The 25,039-nt window shown below is 35.7% G+C and carries 18 protein-coding genes and 1 pseudogene; 8 read left to right on the forward strand and 11 right to left on the reverse strand.

From position 1 onward, the window contains the following. Nucleotides 1–1,130: 1,130 nt before the first annotated feature. On the reverse strand, nucleotides 1,131–2,561 hold the full coding sequence (gltX, locus tag ACFZP3_RS05000; protein ID WP_386086978.1) for a glutamate--tRNA ligase: 1,431 nt from the start codon (nucleotides 2,559–2,561) through the stop codon (nucleotides 1,131–1,133). Nucleotides 2,562–2,710: 149 nt separating this feature from the next. On the opposite strand from gltX, the gene ACFZP3_RS05005 reads away from it, so the two are divergent. Together ACFZP3_RS05005 and ACFZP3_RS05010 are read left to right on the forward strand one after the other, a co-directional pair. Beyond that, nucleotides 2,711–3,463, forward strand: coding sequence for an ankyrin repeat domain-containing protein (locus tag ACFZP3_RS05005; protein WP_253309461.1), 753 nt, complete (start codon nucleotides 2,711–2,713; stop codon nucleotides 3,461–3,463). 72 nt (nucleotides 3,464–3,535) lie between these two features. Beyond that, entirely contained in the window at nucleotides 3,536–5,614 is a 2,079-nt protein-coding gene (locus ACFZP3_RS05010; RefSeq protein ID WP_386086979.1) for an acetyl-CoA carboxylase biotin carboxylase subunit, read from the forward strand. Here ACFZP3_RS05010 and ACFZP3_RS05015 read toward each other — a convergent pair. The 6 genes from ACFZP3_RS05015 to ACFZP3_RS05040 are packed head-to-tail and all read right to left on the reverse strand — an operon-like array spanning nucleotide 5,597 to nucleotide 10,170. Beyond that, complete coding sequence (locus tag ACFZP3_RS05015; RefSeq protein ID WP_253309463.1) at nucleotides 5,597–6,595, reverse strand: COX15/CtaA family protein; 999 nt, start codon at nucleotides 6,593–6,595, stop codon at nucleotides 5,597–5,599. The two genes, ACFZP3_RS05010 and ACFZP3_RS05015, sit on opposite strands and share 18 nt — an antisense overlap. Before the next feature lie 23 nt (nucleotides 6,596–6,618). Next, a complete protein-coding gene (locus ACFZP3_RS05020) occupies nucleotides 6,619–8,175 on the reverse strand; it encodes a glycosyltransferase family 2 protein (RefSeq protein WP_386087115.1) in 1,557 nt (518 codons plus the stop codon). Nucleotides 8,176–8,189: 14 nt separating this feature from the next. Next, the gene (locus ACFZP3_RS05025; protein WP_064125097.1) at nucleotides 8,190–8,666 is read right to left on the reverse strand and encodes a hypothetical protein; all 477 of its coding nucleotides are present in this window, start codon (nucleotides 8,664–8,666) and stop codon (nucleotides 8,190–8,192) included. 8 nt (nucleotides 8,667–8,674) lie between these two features. Then, complete coding sequence (locus ACFZP3_RS05030; RefSeq protein WP_264688424.1) at nucleotides 8,675–9,154, reverse strand: hypothetical protein; 480 nt, start codon at nucleotides 9,152–9,154, stop codon at nucleotides 8,675–8,677. Nucleotides 9,155–9,157: 3 nt separating this feature from the next. Continuing rightward, a complete protein-coding gene (locus tag ACFZP3_RS05035) occupies nucleotides 9,158–9,385 on the reverse strand; it encodes a F0F1 ATP synthase subunit C (RefSeq protein WP_250294934.1) in 228 nt (75 codons plus the stop codon). Between the two features lie 59 nt (nucleotides 9,386–9,444). Beyond that, nucleotides 9,445–10,170: a F0F1 ATP synthase subunit A gene (locus ACFZP3_RS05040; RefSeq protein ID WP_253309466.1), complete on the reverse strand. Its 726-nt coding sequence runs from the start codon at nucleotides 10,168–10,170 to the stop codon at nucleotides 9,445–9,447. 347 nt (nucleotides 10,171–10,517) lie between these two features. On the opposite strand from ACFZP3_RS05040, the gene ACFZP3_RS05045 reads away from it, so the two are divergent. Then, nucleotides 10,518–10,688: a hypothetical protein gene (locus ACFZP3_RS05045; RefSeq protein ID WP_341812316.1), complete on the forward strand. Its 171-nt coding sequence runs from the start codon at nucleotides 10,518–10,520 to the stop codon at nucleotides 10,686–10,688. Nucleotides 10,689–10,808: 120 nt separating this feature from the next. After that, nucleotides 10,809–13,205 carry a phenylalanine--tRNA ligase subunit beta gene (gene pheT / locus ACFZP3_RS05050; protein WP_265016522.1) on the forward strand — a complete coding sequence of 799 codons (2,397 nt, stop codon included), beginning with the start codon at nucleotides 10,809–10,811 and terminating at the stop codon, nucleotides 13,203–13,205. Here pheT and ACFZP3_RS05055 read toward each other — a convergent pair. The 4 genes from ACFZP3_RS05055 to hemJ all read right to left on the reverse strand — a co-directional run bounded on the left by ACFZP3_RS05055 (nucleotide 13,199) and on the right by hemJ (nucleotide 21,693). Then, the gene (locus ACFZP3_RS05055; protein WP_253309469.1) at nucleotides 13,199–15,886 is read right to left on the reverse strand and encodes a hypothetical protein; all 2,688 of its coding nucleotides are present in this window, start codon (nucleotides 15,884–15,886) and stop codon (nucleotides 13,199–13,201) included. The two genes, pheT and ACFZP3_RS05055, sit on opposite strands and share 7 nt — an antisense overlap. A gap of 68 nt (nucleotides 15,887–15,954) precedes the next feature. Then, nucleotides 15,955–19,341: an isoleucine--tRNA ligase gene (gene ileS, locus ACFZP3_RS05060; protein WP_386087116.1), complete on the reverse strand. Its 3,387-nt coding sequence runs from the start codon at nucleotides 19,339–19,341 to the stop codon at nucleotides 15,955–15,957. A gap of 334 nt (nucleotides 19,342–19,675) precedes the next feature. Continuing rightward, entirely contained in the window at nucleotides 19,676–20,995 is a 1,320-nt protein-coding gene (gene miaB / locus ACFZP3_RS05065; protein ID WP_264688421.1) for a tRNA (N6-isopentenyl adenosine(37)-C2)-methylthiotransferase MiaB, read from the reverse strand. Nucleotides 20,996–21,264: 269 nt separating this feature from the next. Then, on the reverse strand, nucleotides 21,265–21,693 hold the full coding sequence (hemJ, locus tag ACFZP3_RS05070) for a protoporphyrinogen oxidase HemJ (RefSeq protein ID WP_253302778.1): 429 nt from the start codon (nucleotides 21,691–21,693) through the stop codon (nucleotides 21,265–21,267). A gap of 65 nt (nucleotides 21,694–21,758) precedes the next feature. Between hemJ and pdhA the strand changes: the two genes are divergently transcribed. The 4 genes and pseudogenes from pdhA (at nucleotide 21,759) to ACFZP3_RS05090 (ending at nucleotide 24,879) form a co-directional block, all read left to right on the forward strand. Next, the gene (pdhA, locus tag ACFZP3_RS05075; protein WP_386086980.1) at nucleotides 21,759–22,739 is read left to right on the forward strand and encodes a pyruvate dehydrogenase (acetyl-transferring) E1 component subunit alpha; all 981 of its coding nucleotides are present in this window, start codon (nucleotides 21,759–21,761) and stop codon (nucleotides 22,737–22,739) included. 161 nt (nucleotides 22,740–22,900) lie between these two features. Then, nucleotides 22,901–23,131 (forward strand): hypothetical protein, encoded by a 231-nt coding sequence (locus tag ACFZP3_RS05080; protein ID WP_264688224.1) that lies wholly within the window; start codon nucleotides 22,901–22,903, stop codon nucleotides 23,129–23,131. A gap of 304 nt (nucleotides 23,132–23,435) precedes the next feature. Beyond that, nucleotides 23,436–24,451, forward strand: a pseudogene (locus tag ACFZP3_RS05085) (IS110 family transposase). A 293-nt stretch (nucleotides 24,452–24,744) separates the two neighbouring features. Beyond that, the gene (locus tag ACFZP3_RS05090) at nucleotides 24,745–24,879 is read left to right on the forward strand and encodes a hypothetical protein (protein WP_265017381.1); all 135 of its coding nucleotides are present in this window, start codon (nucleotides 24,745–24,747) and stop codon (nucleotides 24,877–24,879) included. Nucleotides 24,880–25,039: the final 160 nt, after the last annotated feature.

A 25,039-nucleotide genomic window follows, 5' to 3' on the forward strand; every position in this document is an offset into this window, starting at 1 on the left:
TGATAGTAATTTTTGCATTAAAATTTGCTTATGCTCATCAACGTACTCTATGGCTCCATTTTTAGATGAATAGCAAAAACAGGGCATATTAATCTGTTTACAAAATTTTCGTGTAACAGTTCACACTTAATTAAACAGACTAAATTCTGTAATTTTGGGATGTTGAAAAATTCACCTTACGTTGTCATTCCAGCGCATAACGCATAACTGTACGAACATTGTGATTTGGGCCTACCAGAAGGGCAATGCCTCTTATCCAAGTACCCTCTTCTTGTCATTCCAGTGCTTGACACTGGAATCCAGTTTTCCATATAATCTCATCAAAAATGTTTATTTTCTAGCTACTTTTATACTTATCAACTCAGTATGCTTACTTACAATTAAAATTCCTGGATCCCAGTGTCAAGCACTGGGATGACACCCTCCTGATGGGCCAAAATCACAACGTTCGTACAGTTGTGCACGTGACGCTGGAATGACAAGTTCGCGGCGGCATCCTCGTCATCCCGCCACGGTATCTCTAGATCCCGCTAACAAGCAGCGGGATGACGGTTGTCAGGCTAGCTGTCATCCCAGTGCTCCTTTTTTTGTCATCCGAGTAGCCCCTTTTTTGTCATCCCAGTGCTTGACACTGGGATGACACCCTACTTAACCATCATACTGCCGCGGTATCTCTTAGCCGCTAACACATAGCGGAATGACGAAGTTATCGTCATTCCACCGCGAACCGTCATACCGCGATTCATTCGCGGTATCTCATCCGCTAACAAGAGATCCCGCTAACACGTAGCGGGATGACGGTTGTCGTTTAGCTACAAACGTTAAGAAATTTACCAAACGAAAAAAAGGCAAAAGAAGCCCCGTGGTGCGAGTTTTGACTCTATATTACTGTAAGTGGCGCTGTAATAATGTGCTAACGCTTAAAATAAGCGCGATTTGGCTGAATGTAGAAAAAATAAAAAAGACATGCAGCCGCTATAATTTTATGTAATCCGCCAATAAATACCCTGAGTTTTTTACTGAATTTTGTCATTGAGCCTGCAGGTCAAAAACAAGTTTTGAGTCATAAATACCCTTATTGTCATAATAAGGGGGCTGGCGGAGTTTGTCAAGAAATTTTCTTATTTCATTTAAATTGCTTGTAACCTTCTTATACACTCGTCTTTACCAAGAATCACCATGATATCGATGATTCCAGGTGCATCCATTACTCCAGTTATAGGGGCACGTAATGAGTGGTATACACTGCTTATTTTCATATCATGTGATTTTGCACATTCCTTGATCTGAGAAGATAAAAAACCCTTATTCCAATTTTCATCACCGATCTTTGACAGAAATGATGCGAGTAACTTAATTATATTGAGGTTAGATTTGACAATTTGACAAGCTTCTTCACTTAAATCAAGTGGCGGATCTTGAATATAAAATTTTGCTAAATCCAATAATTCGGTCAGGTAGTTTGCTCTTTTTTTCAGCTCTGTCAGTCCCTGCAGTAAATAGCCCTTTTTTTTGTCAGTTAGAGTATTTTCTCTAAGCATTAGAGTCAGAATATCTTCATTGCTCATATTACTAATATAGTGGTTATTCAAATGCTCCAGTTTTTTGAAATCGAGCCGTGCAGGTGAACGACCAATACTTTCTAAATTAAACCACTCTATTGCTTGCTCATCGCTAATAATCTCATCGTTGCCGTGACTCCAGCCAAGTCTCAGCAAGTAATTACGCATCGCTTTTGGCAATATTCCCATCTTTTCATAATCGCAAACGCTTGTGGCACCATGCCTTTTGGATAGCTTATTCCCATCTTCCCCATGGATAAGCGGTACGTGTGCAAAACGTGGAACATCAAAATCAAGAGCCTGGTATATTAGCAATTGCTTAAAAGTATTAGTGAGATGGTCAGAACCGCGTATTATATCAGTTATTCCAGCATCATGATCGTCAACTACCACGGCGAAAATATATGTTGGAGTGTTATCAGAGCGTAAGATCACTATATCATCAAGCTGGTCGCTATTTACTTCGATTTGGCCGTATATTTTATCATCAACGACGATCTCTTGCGAGTCTGGCACTTTGAAACGGATAACTGACCTCACACCCGATGTCATTCCAGCGCGTGACCACATATTTTTTTCTGGATCCCAGTGTCGAGCACTGGGATGACAAGAAGGAGGTTTTGTAGTACATTTATGCTTGTATATCTTGCCCTCTTCTCTTGCTTTTATTTTCTTTTCTGCAACTTCATCTTCAGGGCAGTAACAGTGATACGCCCTACCCTTCTCAACTAAAAGGTTTGCTACTTCTTTATGCCGCTCTATTCTTTTTGACTGATATACTATTTCTCCATCATAACTCACACCGAGCCATTTTAGCCCTTCTATAATTGCATCAATTGCTTCTTGTGTTAAACGTTTTCTGTCGGTGTCCTCAATCCTTAGCAAAAACCTGCCACCATGGTGCCTCGCGTAGAGCCAATTAAATAAAGCAGTACGAGCCCCTCCAATGTGTAAAAACCCTGTTGGTGATGGAGCGAATCTAGTGACTACGTCTGGCATATTTGTCTATTACAGTAATGTAAATGATGATAGCTAAAATTTATGCTTGCAACAATGTGGAATTTATTTATTCTGAGAGATAAAATTTACTTGTTTTTCATAAGTTATGTTGTATAATTTATTATTGGTTGAATATAGCGAGGTGAGTTATGGATGGACTTGTAGATATAGCAAAATTGCTTTCAGATAATGAAGCTACTGTCAGTTGGCGTTACACCGGCCCTTTTGATAAAACAAAACAAATAGTACGGGCAGATAATCTCTTGCATCTAGCTGCAAGAATACCAAAAAAAGATAAATTTGTAGACATTTGCAGGAAGAACATTGCTTCTGTAACTGCGCATAATGAATATGGAAATAATCCATTTCATGAAGCAGCAAGGAGTGGGATTTTGCTGCCTGCAGTAAAAGAGATTGTGCATTACTTAGAGACGGAAGCTGATAACAAAATTACAAAAGCAGAAGAAGCTGGAGATCGGAAAGAAGTAAGCAGATTGAAAGAGGAACTCAAATGTAATAAAAAATATATTAAAGATGCGCTCTGCAGTAAAGACCATGCTTTTAATAAGAAAAGGGAAACTCCTCTTTATTACTTAGATGCTGCACAACAGAAAGAAATTAAGCAAATCGCAGACATAAAAGACAGCTTTATATGTAATCAGAAGTTTCACCTGTGTTTATATATAGTAGGGGCTATAGCGTGTATTGCTGCCTTGTGTTTATCTTTATATTTTCTGTATCTATCTTCTCAGACTTTTGCACTAAGCTCGATGGTTGCAATAGCTTCTGGCGGAGTCACATACCTGTCAGTTAAGGCATGTAACGAGATACATGCCTTGCATAACGAAAGCACTTTAGTGGAAACTAATGTACAACTTGCAGGAGAAGGTTTGGGTGTTTGATGAAGCTAGAAATTACTTGCAGGCAATGATATAGAAATTTACTTTCTTAACTTAAGAAAGTATACTGATACGATGACGGAAAAGAAGTACAGTAAGATTTTAATAGCAAACAGAGGAGAGATTACTTGCAGGATTATCAGAACTGCCCATAAGATGGATATATCTTGTGTATGCGTATATTCGGATGCGGATATAAATTCTGTGCATGTAAGGCAAGCAGATGAGTCGAGGTATATTGGCCCTTCGCCATCTTGCCTCAGTTACTTAAACATCGAAAAAATATGCGAGGTAGCAGTTGAAACAGGTGCACAGGCAGTTCATCCTGGTTATGGGTTTTTAGCGGAAAATCCAGATTTTCCACGTGCTCTTCAAAAACATAATATAGACTTCATCGGTCCCAGTGCAGAAACAATAGAAGTTACAGCCAATAAAATAACGGCAAAAGAAGAGGCAAGAAAGGCTAGAGTAAATGTAGTACCAGGATATATGGGCAAGATTAAAGATGTCGCTCATGCAGCCATCGTTGCTGAAGAAATTGGCTTTCCGGTTATGCTTAAAGCTGCATCAGGCGGTGGTGGCAAAGGAATGCGAATTGTAAATTCCAAAAAAGAAATTGAACTAGCGTTCACATCAGCAACAAATGAAGCAGAGAAAAGTTTTAAGGATGGCAGTATCTTTATAGAGAAATATATAGAACTACCAAGACATATTGAAATACAAATCATAGCAGATAAATATGGCAATATAGTGTGTCTTGGAGAAAGAGAATGCTCGATACAAAGGAATAACCAGAAAATAATGGAAGAAACGCCAAGTCCATTCATTAGTGAAGAAGTAAGACAAAAAATGTATGTCCAATGTGTTTCTCTGGCAAAGCAAGTTGGCTATTTTTCAGCAGGCACTGTTGAGTTTGTTGTAGATAAAGACCAAAACTTCTATTTTCTTGAGGTAAATACGAGATTGCAAGTTGAGCATCCAGTAACAGAATTTATAACTGGAATAGACATAGTAGAAGAAATGATTAGAACTTCCTGTGGAGAGAAATTGAGATTCAATCAGGATGATATTAAACTTACTGGTTCTGCAATAGAAAGTAGAATTTGCGCTGAAGACCCATCGAAGAAATTTTTCCCTTCCAGCGGAAGAATAAAATATTACGATAAACCGGATGAAAATGATTATGTAAGAATAGATGATGGAGTTGCTGCAGGTTCAGAAATTAGCACGTTCTATGACTCAATGATTGCAAAAGTTATAACATATGGAAAAGATAGAGTAGAAGCGATCAGTAGAATGCAAAAAGCATTGTCTGAATGCTATATAGAAGGAGTAACAAATAATATAGAATTTCTAGAATCCATCTTCCATCACCCAAATTTTATTGCAGCAAAGCTCCATACGAGATTCATTCCAGACCATTACCCTAGTGGGTTTCACGGCGATTTTGTTACAGAGGAGTATATTAAAATATTTATTTTCACTGCGTTATATGTTCATTTGGAAAATGAAGAAAGGTACCATCATAAAGCAGTGAATGAAACACCTCAGGTGTCATTCCAGTGCGTGACACTGGAATCTAGTAAAAAAGAAGGGGCACCAGTATCAGCTACTCGGATGGCAGGTGACCGTGCAAGAGATTTATTCATAGTGAATATAAATGACAATGAGTACTCCGTAAGTGCAAGATATCAAGATAATATATTAACAACAGTATATAACCACAATACATACTCTGTAGTAGGCAAGTGGAAATCAAGTCATAAGTTACTATATATTACAATTAATGATGATGCTGATATAACATTTAAAGTAGAAAAACAAGGCAGCAAATACTTCATAAGACATGCAGGCATGAAAGCTGAGTGTTGTATATTTAAGCCTCATGTAGCTGAATTAAGTAGGTTAATGCTAAATAATGAAACAGAAGGGATTTCAGCAGATGCTGTAAAATCCCCAATATCTGGCTTATTAGTTAAGTTGCACGTAAATATAGGAGATCAGGTGGAAATAGGACAACCTTTATTTGTGGTGGAGGCAATGAAAATGGAAAATATCATATGTGCTGAAGCATCAATGGTGATAAAAAATATTCTCGTTCAAGAAGGAAAAAATGTGCAGATTGGTGATGTAGTATTAGCTCTGCTTTCTTAAATAACACAAGAAGTATAAACTTGACCCAAACAAGATAAATGAAAACACTTGATGAGCTATGGCAATGGCTATTGGTATGTGCAATAATAGAGTAATTACACCCAAAATGATCTGAATGATAACGGAGAGCAGCATAATATATACCGGTTTTACGCTAGCATTTTTTACTGTGAGTATTACTACCAAAGCTAGTATTAGCAATGCCAGTGCTCGATGTATAAATTGCACTGTTGCTCTGTTCTCAAAGATATTCAGCCATATAGGGTGTAAGAAAAATAAATCTTCTGGAACGATTTGTCCGTCCATTAGTGGAAAGGTATTGTAAATCAAACCAGCATTTAATCCCGCAACAAACGCACCGAAAATTATTTGTATTACAATTAGGGCCAAAATCATCCCTGTGTAGTATATAGTGTCACTACTAATCTTAAGTTTAGTTTGCTTTGGCCTGATTTGGTAATCAAAAAATTGATATGACAATAATGCAAAGACAATTAATGCTAATAATAAGTGAAGTGCAAGCCTATAGTGGCTAACATGAGGTTCAGTTACTAAACCACTTTTAACCATATACCAACCAGCAAAAGCTTGTAAAGCTCCAAATAATAATGCCACAAATAGCCTTATTACTACCTTTTTAGATATTTTTCTTCTTAATGTAAAATATATAAATGGCAGGACAAAAACTAAACCTGTTAGTCTTGCAACCAATCTGTGTACATATTCTATTAAGTATATAGCCTGAAATTCCTCCATACTCATACCATAGTTGAATGCTTTATACTCAGGTGTAGTTTCATATTTTAATTTTTCTTGTAGCCAATCTTGTCCACTCAGTGGTGGCAATGTTCCAGTGATGGGTTTCCACTCCGTGATTGACAATCCTGCTTTTGAAAGTCTGGTAAATCCACCAATCCCCACCATGAGAATTACCATAATACAGCAGAGAAAAAGCCAAATAGCTACAGGTTTTGATTCCATAAACCATGCTGAGTTTTGTTCCATCACTCAGGGTAAAGAATAAATTCCCATAAGGCAAGAAAAGCTGCAACACTATGTAGCAGACTATAGACCGGAAAAAATATCGATACTATATAAAAATAAAAAGGCATCTTTTGCTGTTTGACAGCTATTACCAAAAGAATCAGGTTAGTAACGTATACCACTACAAAGTAGTACAAAAATAATTCATTTAAAACTTTAGTTAATATCAATGAAAGCAGTAAAAATGGAGTAGTAAAAAATATAAAAGCTGCAGAGCCAACAAAAAGATTCAATAGCAAAATTCCCTTAAATCCAGTGTGTTTATAAAGTGACTTTATATTTTTTAAATGAACAATATAAGTTTGCATATAGCCTTTGATCCAGCGCGCTCTTTGCTTAATCCAAGCAAATACAGCAATTGGTGACTCTTCCAATGTTTCTGAGTCAATCATCCTGGTTTTATATCCCATTTGCGCAAGTCTCAAACCAAGGTCAGCATCTTCGGTAACACTATAAGCATCCCAGAAAAACAATTTTTTTAGAATTTTTACTGAAAAATGATTACTGCTACCACCCAAAGGCATTGGCATGTTCATTTTTTGGAATCCAGGCAATAAGTATTGAAACCAGTTCATATACTCCAGAGAAAAGGATTTTGTCAGAAAATTATGATCATAATTATAGTAATTCAACCTTGCCTGTACACAGGCAAGCTTATCGTCGCCCTTATTAAATTCAATCAGTGCTTTTTTTAACTGCAATGGGTCTGGTTTATCATCCGCATCATATATTACTGCATACTTTCCTCTAGCAAAGCTCATAGCATAATTGCATGACTTGGCTTTTGTTCTAGGCAAAGAATGAGGCACTTTTATTACTTCAAAATACTGTGGTAAAGTGTACTTTTCTATAGCTGCTAGCGTTTCCTGGTCATCACTTTCTACCTGAAGCTTCACATCTAATTTCGATTTTGGATAATCCAAACTTTCAATGCTTTCGATCAATTGCTCTATCACTGCACTTTCTTTAAAAGCAGGCAATAAAATAGTATATATAGGAAAATCTTCTTCATTCAGCTTACTATAATCCACTTTTTGGTTGGAGGTTTCACATAAGTTAAAAATTGTAGCTATAAACTTGAATAAATAACTAGAACATCCGATTATAAATATCAACATCAAAGCAAAATATGTATATTTCTCTGTTAGTGTTAAAATTGAAGTTACAATAAAGAAAGAAGCAAAAAATATTGAGCTTAGTTTAATGCTTTTAGCTGAAAAATTAGCATTCTTGTAATATAAGTAGTTGCTTGCAAATTCTGAAATACCAAAGTGCGAGTTAAGAAGATTTAAAATCTGTTCGCTATCCACTTTTATTAATACATAGTCAATACCGTAATGAGCTTCGACCCAACGGTTGATATCTCGGCTTGTGTCTTCAACCATAAAAAAAGTAGTATCATTTAATTTTTGCCAAGGAATTATATTAAATTTATAGTAAAAAAGTTTCTCTTGCTCTTTGCATAAACTAGAATCAAACTTAATTTTTTCTACATTATCAGCTTGAAGTATAGGCAATTGTTGCATTAAACCTAATGCAATTTTTTATTTAAGTCACGTGAAAATGAAGATATGACCTCGCTACTACGCTTATCATCTTTACGTTCATGCATTATTTTTTTTACAGCATCAGCAGCTATATTCGCTGTGTTAGCCTGTAAGTCTCCAAGAGCTTTTTCAACTTGGTCAGTGACTTTCTTCAAGTTAGAATGGGCATTGTCATCTAATGTCTGATCTAGCTGCTGTCTATTGTGCTTAATGATACTATTAGCTTTATCAAGTGCTTCATTCATCATTTTATTAACTTCTGCATCTAATTCTTTGTATTTTTCAGAAGATTTTTTGTAATACTCCAACATATCTTTCCTGAATTTTTCAGTTTCTTCACTTGAAAATTTGCTTTTGTTACGCTTATTGTTAAGCGCATTTTTTATCACTTTCTTTAGCAATTTATACGAAAGGACAAAACTTACCAAGAAGGCAAGACCGATAATCAGTGATGTAGACATAAAAACCCCTAAAATTCTTTGGACACCAAGTCAGCAACAAACTCCTCTTCAATTTCAGAATTGGTCAATTTAGTATAATAAATTAAAGCAATACTAGTAGCCATTTGTTTTAACTGATCAGTATATTCAGATTTAAATTCTGCCACTTTTTCTTCAATAAGCTTGCTCATTTTTTTGTCTTCCTCTTCTAATATATTCTTAACATTAGCTCTCATTTCTTCTACCTGAGCAAGTGCATCATCTATGATCCTTTTTGCCTGTATTCTAGCTTGGTTTAAAGCGGCATTATACTTGGCAATCTGCTCTTCCGTGAGTCTTAAAAGATGAACAGAACTATTAAAAGAATCCAATACTTTTTTACTTCTAGTGCTTATTATTTCATCTAACTTTGGTAAAAATAAACAACTTACTACGAAAAAAAGTGAAGAGAAAAAAATTAAAAACCAAAAAACTTGAGAAAAGAAGTTTGAAACATCAAGCTGTGGCATGTGTTAAGCAACAAATATTAATAATACTGCAAGTAAAAACGCAAGCAATCCCATTATTTCAACCATAGCAGCACCAATATAAACGTAAGTTTTCATTTTACCTTCCGATTCAGGATTCCTCGCAATCCCATTCAGCATAGCAGAAAAGATATTAGCTATACCTAAACCAGCACCGAGCATTCCAAACGCAACTAAACCAATTGCTATAAATTTTAAAGCTACTAAATCCATATATTACCTTTAAACATTTCTTTATAGTATAATTGTAAAATATTCTGCAAGGAAGTCAATTACTTTACTGCATCTGACAAATATACACATGTTAATATAGTAAATATATAAGCTTGTAAAACTGCAACAAATACTTCAAACCCTATCAATGCAATTATGAACAAAAACGGCGCAGGAGTGAGAAATATGTTCATATTTACAATAAACCCTGCTATCACTTTGATAATTGTATGACCCGCAATCATATTTGCTGCAAGCCTTATTGATAGGCTAATCGGCCTTACTAAATAAGCAAACAACTTAATAATAATTATTATAGGTGCAAGCCACGAAGGAGTTCCTTTTGGTAGCAATATGCGTAAAAATTCTACTCCCCTTTCTTTAAATCCAACAATCGTTATATAAATAAAAACCACCATCGATAAAGCGAAGGTGACTATCACATGACTTGTGACCGTGAAACTATAAGGAAGAACACCAACCAAATTACATGATAAAATGAAAATAAACACTGTAAATATCAATGGAATGTGCTGCAAGCCTTTGCTTCCAGTGTTACTTTCTATTATTGAAACAACAAAATCATATACATATTCAACTGCAGCTTGCAAATATCCTGGTATTACTGACCCCTTCTTTATTCCAAAAAGCAAAAAGAGTATCACCAATATCACCGAAATCATCATGAAAAGAGATGAATTGGTAAAGCTTACGTCATACCCAAATAACCTAGGTAACTCTATTATTGTATATACTTTAAACTGTTCCAGTGGATTTAATGCCATTTTAATCTGAACTATAAACAGTAAATAAAGTATGAATTTTATAGGACAAAGTCAAGAATTAAGATAAAGCCCTGTATCATTATAACATTGATACATTAACAAAATATGTAATTAGAGTGTTAATTACAGTCAGCTCTGTATTTTAAAACTTACTAATCTTATTAAATAATTCAATATCTTGACTTAACATCTTATTTTAATTATAATTTAATTTTTAGTGAGGTATTATTACGAACAAAATAGATTTTATTAACACTAATCATCCTTTAAATTTAGAGCAGGAATTTGGTAGTGGATACATTAAACTAACAGATGGCTCCTTTAACGAATATAATGGCCATTATCAAATGGGAAGCGAAATACTAGATAAAAGCCATAATATGATAGGAAACTTAACTATTGATGGTTACATTCATAACTTCCATGAAGATAACCACAATATGAATCTTAAGCTCTCTATGGAGATAGATTTAAAAGGTGATATCGAGAAGATAAATTCTCTCTACAATAATATATAAAATTACAAAAACTTCTGCATCCTTGTTTATGATGTAGAAGTTACCTTTTATTCCATTACAAAAAGCTTTAAAAGCACTACATTTTATATTACAATAACTCTTTTATTTCTTTAAAGGTTCATGAAATTCACATTATCTTGGTTATTAGAACACTTAGAAACCAATGCTAGTTTAGAAGAAATTACCGATAAATTAACTCACATAGGGTTAGAAGTAGAAGATGTGATCGACAATACCAAATTAGCTGGTTTTATTGTTGCAAAAGTATTAGAAGTTGCACCTCATCCAAATGCCGATAAATTAAAATTATGTAAAGTAGATGACAGAAGTAAAACTCTACAAATAGTTTGCGGAGCAAACAATGTTAGAGAAGGTATGAAAACTGTGCTTGCATCTCTTGGTAGCACATTGCCAGAAAGTGATTTCACAATCAAGCCTACAAAAATACGAGGAGTGCTAAGTGAAGGGATGCTCTGCTCTGCTTCTGAACTTGCGCTAGTTCAAGAGGAAAGTGAAGGAATAATCGAGCTTTCCGATGATTATAAAGTAGGGGATAAATTTTTCAATTGTGACCCTGTAATTGATATAAATGTTACTCCAAACCGTGGAGATTGCTTAGGCATTTATGGAATAGCTCGCGACCTTGCTGCAACTGGAATTGGGACATTAAAGACTTTAAGCATTCCACAACTTACCAGCTCCATAAATTCACCAATCGATGTTGAAGTGACTGACGGAGAAAGTTTTATTAGTGGAATATACATCGCCAATGTAAAAAATCAAGAAAGCCCAAAGTGGCTAAAAGATAAATTGGAATCGATAGGAATGCGCTCCATTTCTACAATAGTTGACATTACTAACTATATTATGATATCTTTTAATCGTCCAATGCATGCGTTTGATGCAAACAAAGTAGATGGCAAACTTACAATAAGAAAAGCAAATGATGGAGAAAGCTTCTTTGCTTTAAATGGTAAGGAATATTTACTGGACAATAATATAAACATTTATTCTGATAGTAAAAATATTCATGGAGTTGCTGGAATTATAGGTGGAAAGTGCAGTGAATGTACTCTTGAAACCACCAATATTTTTTTGGAATTAGCTTTGCTCGATCCAATCTCTATCACTAAATCTTCAAGACAGCTCAGCATCTCCACAGACGCTAGTTACAGATTTGCACGTTCAATCGATCCTGGATTTACCCTTGATGGACTCAATCTTGCAGCCAAAATGATTTTGGATTTATGTGGTGGAGAAGTCTCAAGCGTAGTGTCTGCCGGTAATCTAGATAAAGAATACACCTCTGTCATCCAAGTAGCTGACACTGGGATCCAGAAAAAACCATGCCGGAATGATGCTAAGATAAGCCTTGATTACCAAGATATAAACAAGTTTGGAAGTGTATCTGTATCACCTGATGAGACGTTCGATATCTTAACGAAACTAGGGTTTAGTATTGATAAAAAAACCGAAGGCAATTGGAATGTACAAGTACCAAGCTGGAGACCGGACGTGACTATACCTGCTGACCTAATTGAAGAAGTAACAAGAATATACGGCTATGACAAAATAAAAGAAGAACCACTACCAAATAATGTTGAAGAAGTAGATAGTACATACGACAATTTGCGTATTTTGATGACAAACAGAGGGTTTCATGAAGTGCTAACCTGGTCATTTATGAGTGAATCAACAGCTGAAAAATTTGGTTACTCGAATAAGTTATTTATCATCGATAATCCGTTTAACAATAACTTTAATATGATGAGACCAAGTATTATGCCAAATTTATTGCAAGTCACTGCTGATAATATTGCCCATGGAGTATCTGATCTTGCAATCTTCGAAATTGGGCCGATTTACGATGGTGAAGCTCAGTCTAAACATGTCTTAAGTGGAATAAGAACAGGAAATAATTTACCGCGAAACCATTATAATATTGATAGGAAAGTAGATGTTTTTGACGCAAAGGCTGATTGCATAGCAGCTTTGGAGTTTTTTAACGTCAATTGCGATAATTTAACGATAGAGAGAGCAGAAAAAGAACATTACCACCCAGGAAAGTCAGGCACTCTCTCTTTTAAGAATAAAGTAGCAGGTTATTTTGGAGAGTTGCATCCTAATATATTAGATCTTTTTGACATCAAGCAAAAAGTTGTAGGTTTTGAGGTAATACTAGAAAATATTGAAAATTTACCTGTAAGTAGAAAGAAATTTATCGATTATAAATACCAAAGTGTAAAACGTGATTTTGCATTTATTGTAAATAAGGATGTGGAAGTAGGTAACATAATCAATGTGGTAAAAAAAAGCTCAGAGCTCATCACAGAAGTTTTAGTATTTGACGTATACCATGGAAACAATATAGAACCGAATAAGATGTCTATAGCATTGTCAGTTACTTTCTGCTCTCCAATCCACACTTTAACTGAAAAAGAGATCCAAAAAGAATCAAGTGCTATAGTCAATTTGGTATATGAAAATACCGGAGGAACTTTGAGAACTCATCATTGAGTCACAATCATAGTGTTCTGCTTTTGCTGTGTCACACTTACTTCATCCAATCTATTCCCAATCTTGAATTCAACATCCTTAAAAAATCTATTCCACATTCCATGCAAATGCTCTTCTACTTTAGGCCATACATCATTTTTAAATGTTTTCCCATCATCAGAAAATACATCACCTATCAAGGCTCCTACTTCTTCATAACTTGATTCGAAATGTTGAAGAAATGTCTCTATTTCCTTATGAGTATCATGTGCCACACTCAACGCTTTTCCTTCTGTGCTCTTATCTTTGTTTACGGTAGCTGACCATCCAATCACATTATAATTAAAACCAACTTTAAGAGAGTTCCAAATCTTCCACAAACTATTCCCATTATCTTTTGGTACATTATTTATTATGAGGTTCGCTAACCTGTCTACCAGAGGAGACAATAAATCTTGACAAAAATGTTTGATATTATCTTTCGTTTTAATCACAGGATATTTGATGCATCTTTCTGCCAAATAGTACTCAAGTTCCGCTTCCTCTAATAATCTCTTAATTGCTTCTTCGTTAAAAGTTTCATGCTCGAACGCTTTCAGTAAATCATCTTCTATTATTGCAAATTTTATTTTTTCACGAGATTCCAGCTCTTCTCTATAATTATTTTTTGTTTCTTCATTTATCAACAATCCTTCTTTTTTTAACTCTAATTGCTCTAATGCTTCTAAAATTTCTTGGTTATTTCGCAAGCATAACTCTATTAACTCCATACTTGAAGATTTCTCTTCTTTACTATTTTTCTCAACATCCAAATCCTCATTCTGCTTTCCTATTATTTCCTTCAGTCTTGTAGGTTGCGTAAAATATTCTCCAATTTCTTTTCGATAAGAAACAATCTTGTTTACTAGACGTTTTTCATCTTCTCCATTGAATAGCATGTCCTTATTATCTTCTACATTCTTTATACTTTCCCCTTGCTTTTCAAATAACTCTTGAATTCTACATCTTGTTATTTCTAAATACATCTTCTCTACAAAGTCATTCACTTTATCCGAAGTCCTTGTTTCCTTTAATTCACTAAAATCTTCTGCTAAAGATTGCTTTATTTTTTTATCTGACTTACTCAGTAGAGTGTTAATAGTCCTTATTCTCGATTCTATTAGCCTTTCCTCAACTTTTTGATCATCATATTCAAATTTAAAAAGATCTTCTAATTTCCTTTTTAAAGCACCATCTTTTAAGTTACCGTTTTTCCTATTTTTATGCATCTCTTTTAATTTTTCACATATCCCATTATATCTTTTCTGTCCTATTTCTCTTAAATCCTTAATCTCTCTTTCAGCATTATCTAGAGCTTTCTTTGTTTCTTGAGGGTACATATCTTCATAAGTATTAATTATTGTCCTTTCAGCTATTTTCCCTTCTTTTATAAGCTGTTTCCATTTTGCTTTAAACATAGGAAGCCCTCTATCGTCCAAGTCATCTGGTACTTTTGCTCCTGCTTTTTTTAGATCTTCTAGTATCATTTCCTTTTCAGTCGGCAATTCCTTACCTTGGCTTTTCAGTTCTTGCTCCACTAATACCTCTTTCAGTCTTTCTTCTAATGAAAAATCTTCCTTTTCCTCTCTTCTTTTTTGTGCAAATTTAATTGCTTGTATAAAAGCAACTCGATAAGCATTTTGTATTAAGTAATTCACCAGTTTAGAATCTACACTATCCACCACTTTCAGTCTGAATTCGTTCAACAGTTCCTTCAGCTTATCATATGTAATATCTTTTCCTTCTAGCTTCATTAGCTCTTCCATAGTCTTTGCGAATTCCTGAATCGAAATTGCAAGCACATTCTTGATCTCATTACGTAAAGGCCTAAGGCCGTTTTTTAAATTGATATTAGCTGATAATTTCAGTATGGTATTATGTTCTGAATCACGTGCAACATTAAACCAACTACCATCTTTATCTTCATATAAATCTCTAAGTAATTGTTCAAATTGCGGTGGAAACTTAACTTCCATATCCCACTTAATGTCCGACTTACCAGCATCTATTTCACGAAAAGACACTTCAATATTCTGGTGTTCATTCTGATATAACCCATTACTTATTTTTAGAGCAGCAACCAAAGAATGAGATAACTTTCTGTTTGTAAGATAAAAAGTAGCTAAGGCGGGTGTTGCAGGAATAATTAAGGCTATAAGCACAGCTATATCAACAAGAATTGCAATTGCAGCAAGAACGCCATATGCCAATCTTTTTGCTGTACTTACCTCACTCTTTTTTGTTTTACTTTCCTCTGAACTGGTTTGTGTTTTACTGTTTGTTTTATATATAACTAACCCCAATGCAACAGAAGCAACATAAGGAAACATTAAAACTGATAGAGCTGAATTTAATACTTTCTTCTCCAGGCAAGCTCTGTTTATTTCCTTAAATATTTCGCTTGATATATTATACCAGGAAGTAAAAAAATCGGAGCCGTAACCTTTATAATGAAATATACTTAGTGGAATGCTAAAATCAGCACCTATTTTTTTTAAATTACTAACAGATTCTTGCTCTTCCAAAGTAGCAACAGGTCCTTCCTGTTTTTCTGAAGTAGCAAAAGATTCTCTTTGTAAATTAGGTTGTCCATTTAATGCATCTAAATCACCACTATTGTTATTTAAGTCAACAACTTCCTCACAACCTACAACAGCATTCATACCATAACCTTGTCCAATTACCTTAAGTATAGCATAAATACTGACAATCTTGCAACTTTATTAAAAATCTAACGCTCAATGCTAACATTTAAATCCTGATATTCCTTAGAATAAAAGTTAGTTCCAACTTCTGTATTAATGTCCAAAGATAAGGCAAGGGTCTGCTCTTTTATATATTCAATCCACGTATTTATTGCTTCCTTAATTTTCTCATCTTCTGTTTTGATTATTACTCTGATTCTATCGGACATATGAAAATCAGCTTGTTTCCTAGTTTCCTGAATGAGCCTCACTACATCTCTTGCAAGCCCTTCTAGAATCAATTCATCATTTAAAGTAGTGTTTAGGATAACAACCCCTTTGTTGTTATCAAATACAGAGGAGAATTCACTGTTTGCTTTTAATAATAGTTCATATTCGCCTTTTTCTATGATATAATTTTCTGACTCGTCCCCCAAAAATATGAGACCTCTTTCTGTCATTCCAGCGCGTGACGCTGGAATCTGCGTCTGGATCCCAGTGTCAGCTACTCGGATGACACCGGATTCAACTTGTTTCCACTTTCCTTGTTTAACATATTGAACCAGTGTCTTAATCTTCTCCGGAATTCTTTTTCCAAGCACAGGGAAGTTGAGTTTTAACTCTAGTGATGCAATATCTTCAAGTCTGTTTACTAACTTCAGTTTTTTTACATTTACCTCATCTTTTATCATCTCTTGGTACTCATTTGAGTTTTCAGCACACTGGATCCCAGTGTCACGCACTGGGATGACAGAAAACAGCTCACCTTCAAGAAAACTACAGGAAGACTGATGATAAATGATCATACTGCCAAGTGGCTGTCTGATACGTATATTAAAAGTGTTTCTAATAGAGAGTGCAGAGTTACATATCTCTCTCACTAGATCCATTTTGGCAATGAGCTGACTATCAAACTTCTCTAATTGTGGGAAATCAGCCAAATGAACAGATGTTTCTTCATACTTAAGCCCTTGCCATATATTCTCTGTTATAAGTGGCAACAAAGGGGCTGCAGCTCTTAGTATGTAATAAAAAACCGTATATAGAACATTATAAGCATCAGTTTTATCCTGATCCAAATCACTTTTCCAAAAACGCTCGCGACTGCGACGAATATACCAATTATTTAGCACTTCAAAAAAGTTCATCAAAATTTTGCAAGCCTCTTGGGAGTTATAGCTGTTCATAGAAGTTTGGATACTTTCTACAGCTTCAAAACATTTGGAAATCATGTAGCGATCAATAGTACTTTGATAATCCTTACAAACTTCAGCTTTAATTCCATCTGCATTTGCATACATGGTAAAAAAGTGATAACTGTTCCAAATAGGTTTTATTACGTTTTTCAGAACGTCTCGTACTAAATTCCCTTCTTTATCAAGTAGCAAATTACCACCACAAACAATAGATCCAGAAAGCATAAGAAAACGCAGTGCATCAGAACCGTATCTATCAAAAACCTCCATTGGATCTGCATAGTTATTCAAATGCTTGGACAATTTTTGCCCTTTTACATCCAAAACAACACCGTGGCATATGCAGTTCTTAAATGGTTCCCTATCAAACAAAGCAGTGGACAATACAAAGAGCGTATAAAACCACCCCCTGGTTTGCGCTATGTATTCAGTGATAAAATCTGCAGTTTCAAACCACTCCTTATTTTCAAACGGATAGTGGACTTGTGCGAATGGCATCGAGCCAGATTCAAACCAGCAGTCAAATACGTCAGGCACACGACGCATAACTGATTTTCCTGTTGGATCATCAGGATTTGGCCTCGTTAAAGTATCGATAAATGGTCTGTGCAAATCATCTACTTTAACATTAAAATCTCGCTCTAGTTCTTCTATCGAACCATATACATCCACTCTTGGATATCTTGTATCATCTGATTGCCACACAGGAATCGGAGTACCCCAGAATCGATTGCGTGAAATTGACCAGTCGTGTGCCCCTTCAAGCCATTTTCCAAATTGACCATCTCTAATGTGGTTTGGTATCCAATTAACTCTCTTATTTAGCTCTACCATTCTGCTTTTGAATTTTGTAACGGCAACATACCAAGAAGGCATAGTGCGATAGATCAAAGGAGTGTCAGTTCTCCAGCAGTGTGGATAATTGTGAATATATTGTTCAGTTTTGAACCAGTTTCCTTGTTCTTTCAATTTTTTTATTACTGTATCATTGGTATCAAAAACATGAACCCCTGCCAAATCTGAAACTTCAGCAGTAAATTTTCCACTGTTATCAATTGGACAAATAACTGGAATATCATGGCTTTGGCAAAGGTAAAAATCTTCCTCACCAAATCCAGGAGCAGTGTGTACAACGCCAGTACCATCTTCTCCTGTAACATAATCAGCAACAAAAACACGGAATGCATTCTTTGTATCTTTAAAGTAATCAAACAGCGGCTTATAGGAAAGGCCTGCAAGATCATTCGCTTTAAGTTTTATATTGCAGTTTTCATATGGAATATTGTTTTGTTCAGAGTGGCTGATAAATTTTTCTAGGTAGCTTTCAGCGAAAATATAAATTTCACTCTTCACTGAACTCCTTTCATTAACTTCTGTCATCCCAGTGCTTCGACACTGGGATCCAGAAATAGATTCCAGCGTCACGCGCTGGGATGACACCAAAGAGTGGACTGACACTGCACAATACTTGATGTCCTTTCCTATCGCCAATGCCAGATTGCTAGGAAGAGTCCAAGGAGTTGTAGTCCAAGCAAGTAATTTACATTTTTGTTTAACACTTTTAAACTGCTGTGGGTTTTCTAAAAGCTCAAATGCAACAGTTACAGCTTTGCTAGTCTTTTCTCTATATGCGTTATCAAGCCTTGTTTCAAAATTGGATAATGGAGTTTCGCACGCCCAGCTATATGGAACAACGCGTACTGATTCATACACTAGACCCTTATCATAAAGCTGTTTAAATGCCCACATGACCGACTCCATGAATGATTTATCCATGGTTTTATAGTCATTATGAAAATCCACCCACCTTGCCTGCCTATTGACATATTTTTCCCACTCTGATGAAAATCTCATTACAGAAGTACGACAATGGTTATTGAATTTTTCAATGCCGAATTTTTCTATCTCAGTTCTACCAGATATTCCAAGTTCTTTTTCTGCACCCATCTCAGCCGGTAATCCATGGCAATCCCAACCAAATCTACGTTCAACCCTTTTTTGAAGCATAGTTTGATATCTTGCAAATGCGTCTTTGATGAAACCAGTGAGTAAATGTCCATAATGTGGAAGTCCATTTGCAAACGGAGGCCCATCATAAAACACAAAACAATTATCCTTGGAACGTTCTCCAACTGACCGCTCAAAAACTTTATTTTCCTGCCAAAATTTTATGATTTCTTTTTCTAACGACGAAAAATCAGGACTACTTACTGTATCAGGATAATGCTTTGACTTCATGTTCATTTTGACCGGATAAAGCCAAAGAATACAGGGCTTTCTAGAAAATTACAAATGCAAAAAGAAACAAACTTATTCCTGCACCCCACACCCTATAGCTAACACAATCCCACGTCATACCGCGATTCATTCGCGGTATCTCAGCTTAACCGTCATATCGTCACGGTATCTCTAGATCCCGCTAACAAGTAGCGGGATGACGGTTGTCGGTAAACCTAAATTACTTTAGCTATAGTTGATAAACTTGAAATAAACTACGTGAAGTACTTCTATCTTGTTCTATAGGGGTACTTTCTCTCAATCAAAATAATTCTCTGACGGATGTCCAACAGAGCTATCCTGCACCACACCCCAACAAACTATTCTGCCGAGCTTCCAATACCTTCACATTTACTATTTTATCTCTATACTTCCCTTCAGGATCATCAATGCACACTGATTGCATATATGGGCTTTTACCAATAATTTGGTTTTGGTGTTTGCCTTTTTTATCACTGAACAAAGCAGGTATAGTTTTGCCTACCATACTCTGGTTAAACTCAAGTTGTTGCTTACTAATTAATTTCTGTAAACGAAGAAGGCGTTCTGTTTTAACCTCTTCTGGTACTTGATCTTTTCTTTCTGCTCCTGGTGTACCTGGTCTTGGGCTATATTTAAAGCTATAAGCCTGAGCATATCTAATTTTTTCTACTAATTTTACAGTTTCTTCAAAATCTTTTTCGGTTTCTCCAGGAAAACCAACAATAAAATCAGAAGAAAATTCGATTTCAGGTTTCAATTTGCGAAATCTGTCTATTATTTCCAAATACTCCTCTGCAGTGTGCTTTCTGTTCATCGCGTGCAATATTTTATTCGAACCTGACTGCACAGGCAGGTGAATAAATGGCATGAGTTTTGGCTCTTCCGCATGTGCCAAGTAGAGAGATTCATGCATATCTCTTGGATGAGAAGTTGTATAACGAATCCTCTCTAGCTTTTCAATTTTAGCAATATGACTAACTAATTTGCCTAAATCCCACACTTCCCCTTCGCATTTCCCATGGTAAGCATTGACATTCTGACCAAGCAAATTGATTTCCTTCGCCCCATTTGCAACTAATTTCAATGCTTCACGAAATATTTCATTCACTGGCCGTGAATACTCAGCTCCACGAGTATATGGTACTACACAAAACGTACAAAATTTATCACAACCTTCTTGTATGGCAAGAAACGCAGAAGACCCCTGGCTATTGCCATAGCATTCATCTGGCAATTTATCAAACTTTGCAACTTCAGGAAAATCAGTGTTTATTACATGACCTTTACTTCTGCTTGCTTTGACTATCAGCTCCGGTAAGGTAGCGATACTCTGCGGACCAACAACAATATCAACAAAAGGAGCCCTTCTGAATACTTCTTCTCCCTCTGCTTGCGCTACACATCCAGCCACCACTATAGTAATTTCTTTTCGTGACGAATGAATCTTCCCGAGCTCAGAATAAAGCTTTTCTGCTGCCTTCTCTCTAATGTGACAAGTGTTCAGTATCACCAAATCAGCTTTTTCTGCATCACTAACAACGTTGAACCCCAAAGGTTTAATTATATTTTCCATTAAAACGGAGTCATAAACGTTCATCTGACAGCCGTAAGTTTTAATATATAGGCCTTTCATATTTGGTATGTCTTTTTCAAAACCCTACATATAATCACATTAAATGTCCAACAGACCAGCGCGTGACGCTAGTGAACTTGCTAGCACAATAGATTTTTATAAAATTGGATCCCAATGTCAAGCACACAGCTATTGCAACTCGACTTCACCAGTATCCCTGTAAAAATCATTGGTAAACCTCAGTAACTTTAGCTTATGTTATTTTCAAAAAAGTCAAAAATGAAAATAGAAGAGTAGCTGAGCTTTCTGCTTTTTCTGGGTAAGGTCAGTCAAAAAGGTTTTACAACAACCATAATAACTATAACTATTATCAATACTGTAACTGCTTCATTTAAAACACGAAAATAAACGTGTTTTTTTTCATTTGAACCCATTGCAAAATTTTTCCTATATTTTGCAAGTAGCATATGAATAATTAACATCAAAAGTATTGCAAATGCTTTTACATGAAACCATCCTTCACGATATGCTTCCCTAATAACCATTAATGTGATTCCAAGACCAAGTGAGAAAAGCATTGCAGGGTTTATGATATATCTAAGTAGCCTCTTTTCCATTGTTTGAAGCAAGCTATCATTTTCCGATCCCGGTTTTACAGTTGCGTGGTAGACATAAAGCCTGGGTAAATAAAGCATACCTGCCATCCACATAATGGCGGAGATAACGTGAAAAGCTTCAAGCCAGTGGTAGTAATCCATTGAGATTTATTACAAAATGTTAAAAATTTCTGATATTATTTTAGTTTAATGAAAAAGAAATCGATATGAAAGCAGAAAATTTCACTAAAGAACAGATAATTGGATTCTACATGAAAATGCTACTCATACGCAGATTTGAAGAAAAAGCAGGACAATTATATGGAATGGGATTAATAGGTGGGTTCTGTCACCTATCAATAGGGCAAGAAGCAGTTGCAGTTGGAACTCAAGCTGCATCAAAATTAGGTGACGCTTTTATCACAAGTTATAGAGACCATGGCTTAATGCTCGCATGTAATTCTGATCCAAATGTTGTAATGGCAGAACTCACTGGCAAAGAAACAGGATGCTCGAAAGGTAAAGGTGGTTCGATGCACGTATTTGACGTTGCAAAAAAATTCTTCGGCGGACATGGAATAGTGGGGGCACAAGTTCCAATTGGCACAGGAATAGCATTTGCTAATAAATATAAGAAAAGAGACAACGTGGTATTCACGTATTTTGGTGACGGTGCTGTAAATCAAGGGCAAACATATGAATCATTTAATATGGCAGCTTTATGGAAGTTACCTGTAGTTTATATTATAGAGAATAACGGATATGCAATGGGTACTTCTGTAGAAAGATCCACTTTGGTAACTGAGCTATATAAAAAAGGAGAAAGTTTTGGTATTCCTGGAAAACAAGTTGATGGAATGGATTTTTTCTCTGTTTATGCGGCTACAAGCGAAGCAGCGGAACACACACGCAGCGGAAAAGGGCCTATCCTGCTTGAAATGAAGACATATCGATATCGCGGCCATTCGATGTCAGATCCTGCTACTTATCGCTTAAAAGAAGAAGTTGAAGATATGAAGCAAAATCATGACCCTATAGGCACTTTAAAGAAATACATGATAGATAATAAAATTGCTTCAGAAGAAGAATGTAAAGTAATTGATAAGGAAGTACGTGATTTAGTAAAAAAGTCGGAAGATTTTGCCAAAAATAGTAAAGAACCAAGCGTTGATGAGTTGTATACTGATGTTTATAAATTTGTTAGCTAAGTAGGCTTCTTTTTTTTTATCCAGGTGGCAACTAACTGTACGAACATTGTATAGTAAACGATGTCATTCAAGTAGCTCCTTCTCCCGTCATCTAAGTAGCCTTCTTCTTGTCATCCGAGTAGCTGAAACTGATTCCTTTATGACGGCCCAGTGCCCTCTTCTTGTCATCCCAGTGCCCTGACTACTTGGATCCAGGAAAAAGAATGGTGTCATCCCAGTGCCCCGACACTGGGATCCAGAAAAGTTTGCTTGTAAGCAAGCAAACTAGCATAGAAAGTGGTTACAACATTTTCGATGAGATTATATGGAAAACTGGATCCCAGTGTCTGGGCACTGGGATGACAGCAGTCCTACGTCATACCGCGATTCATTCGCGGTATCTCTTAACATAGATCCCGCTAACAAGAAGCGGGATGACGGTTGTCAGGGTGTCATCCGAGTAGCCTCTTTCTTGTTATCCGAGTAGCCCCTTCTTGTATCTTGTCAAAAGCATCTAATGTTTTAAGCTTAAGCATTAGGTGGAGAAGGGAGGAACTCTGTGCTTCTTCTTAGATATAAAATCTGTAGAGGAGATAAGAATTCCCTTCTCAAAAGTATAGGCTGGAAGGTATCGTAGAAAGACCTGAATGGTTCTAATTCTGTATTCACAAGACTAGCCTTACTTTTCATTTTTAATGGTAACGTATGGGGTTATATATGATCAACAACTTTTTGGGCATAGATATATCAAAAGATCGCTTTGATGTTTTTCTCTCATTTATAAGCAAAAAAGGAAAGCGTGAAACTAGAAAAAGAAGCTTTAAGAACGATGGTTTCAAAGTCTACTGAATTTTCTACACAAACATAATGTAGAAAAAGTAAAAACCTGCATGGAATCTACTGGTTGTTATAGCGAAGCACTGGCTGAATTTCTACACAATGCTGGACATTTTGTAAGTGTTGTAAATCCTTATTGCATAAAATCTTATGCAAGGAGTAAGCTGATACGACAAAAGAATGATCAGACCGATGCAGAAGTTATTGCTGATTATTGCCAAAGACAGGAACCTTCTAGTTGGACACCACCTTCTCCTGAAATGAAAAAATTAAAACATCTTTATCGTTGCTCAGTTGCGTTAAAAGATGAGTTAACATTAGTAAATAACCACTTAGAAAAAAAAGAGAGACTGCCTAAAGAAGTTGCAAATGCTTGGGAAGACCTTGCAATGAATATAGCTCAAAAAATAGAAACAATAAAAAACTCCGTACGTGAACTATTAAATCAACACAAAGAATTGTTGGAAAATTTTCAACTTCTATTGACTATTCCAGGCATAGGAGAAGAATCAGCAATAGCTATTTTAGCTGAAGTTTCTGATATAGAGGTTTTTAGAGATGCCAGGCAATTGGCAGCATATACAGGAGTTATACCACGAAATATGACGTCAGGTTCCTCTGTATATGCCAAACCCAGATTAAGTAAATCCGGTTCACAAACATTACGTAAGGCACTTTTCTTTCCTGCCATAGTAGCTAAGAATCACAATCCTATCATTATGAGCTTTTGCCAAAGATTAAAGGAAAAGGGTAAGCATAATATGGCCATCGTTGGTGCTGCAATGCGTAAGCTACTCCATATCATTTTCGGTATTCTGACATCCAAAAGTGCTTTTGATCCTAACCATATCAAAAACTACAGGGCTAGGAGGTTGACTGAAGGTTTAGTACTTTAAAATCAAAAATGCTTCCTATCTATCTTATGTAAAGTGGTATCTTACACAAATTTATTGAATGTTGTTGGTTAGTGGATATGTTGATAAGTAAACTTCATCTGTTTTGTGCGTATAAAACTAATTTACTTATCAACATATCCACTAACTATAATCTGTGTACTGTTACACAATTGGAAGTATTTTTTGATTTTATGATGCAACTTGGGAAATTTTTATAATTTTTTTGTTGACTAACAAGACGGTATCTCCTGTCATCCCAGTGCTCTTTTTTTGTCATCCGAGTAGTCCCTTTTTTGTCATCCCAGTGCCCCGACACTGGGATCCAGAAAAGTTTGCTTGTAAGCAAGCAAACTAGCATAGAAAGTGGTTACAACATTTTCGATGAGATTATATGGAAAACTGGATCCCAGTGTCAAGCACTGGGATGACAGCAGTCCTACGTCATACCGCGATTCATTCGCGGTATCTCTTAACATAGATCCCGCTAACAAGCAGCGAGATGAAGATTATCGTTTAGCTATAAATATTTAAGAAATTTACCAAACGAAAAAAAAGGCAAAAGAAGCCCTAGTCATTGTCTATTTTCAG

This window comes from Wolbachia endosymbiont (group A) of Norellia spinipes, from assembly GCF_964273535.1.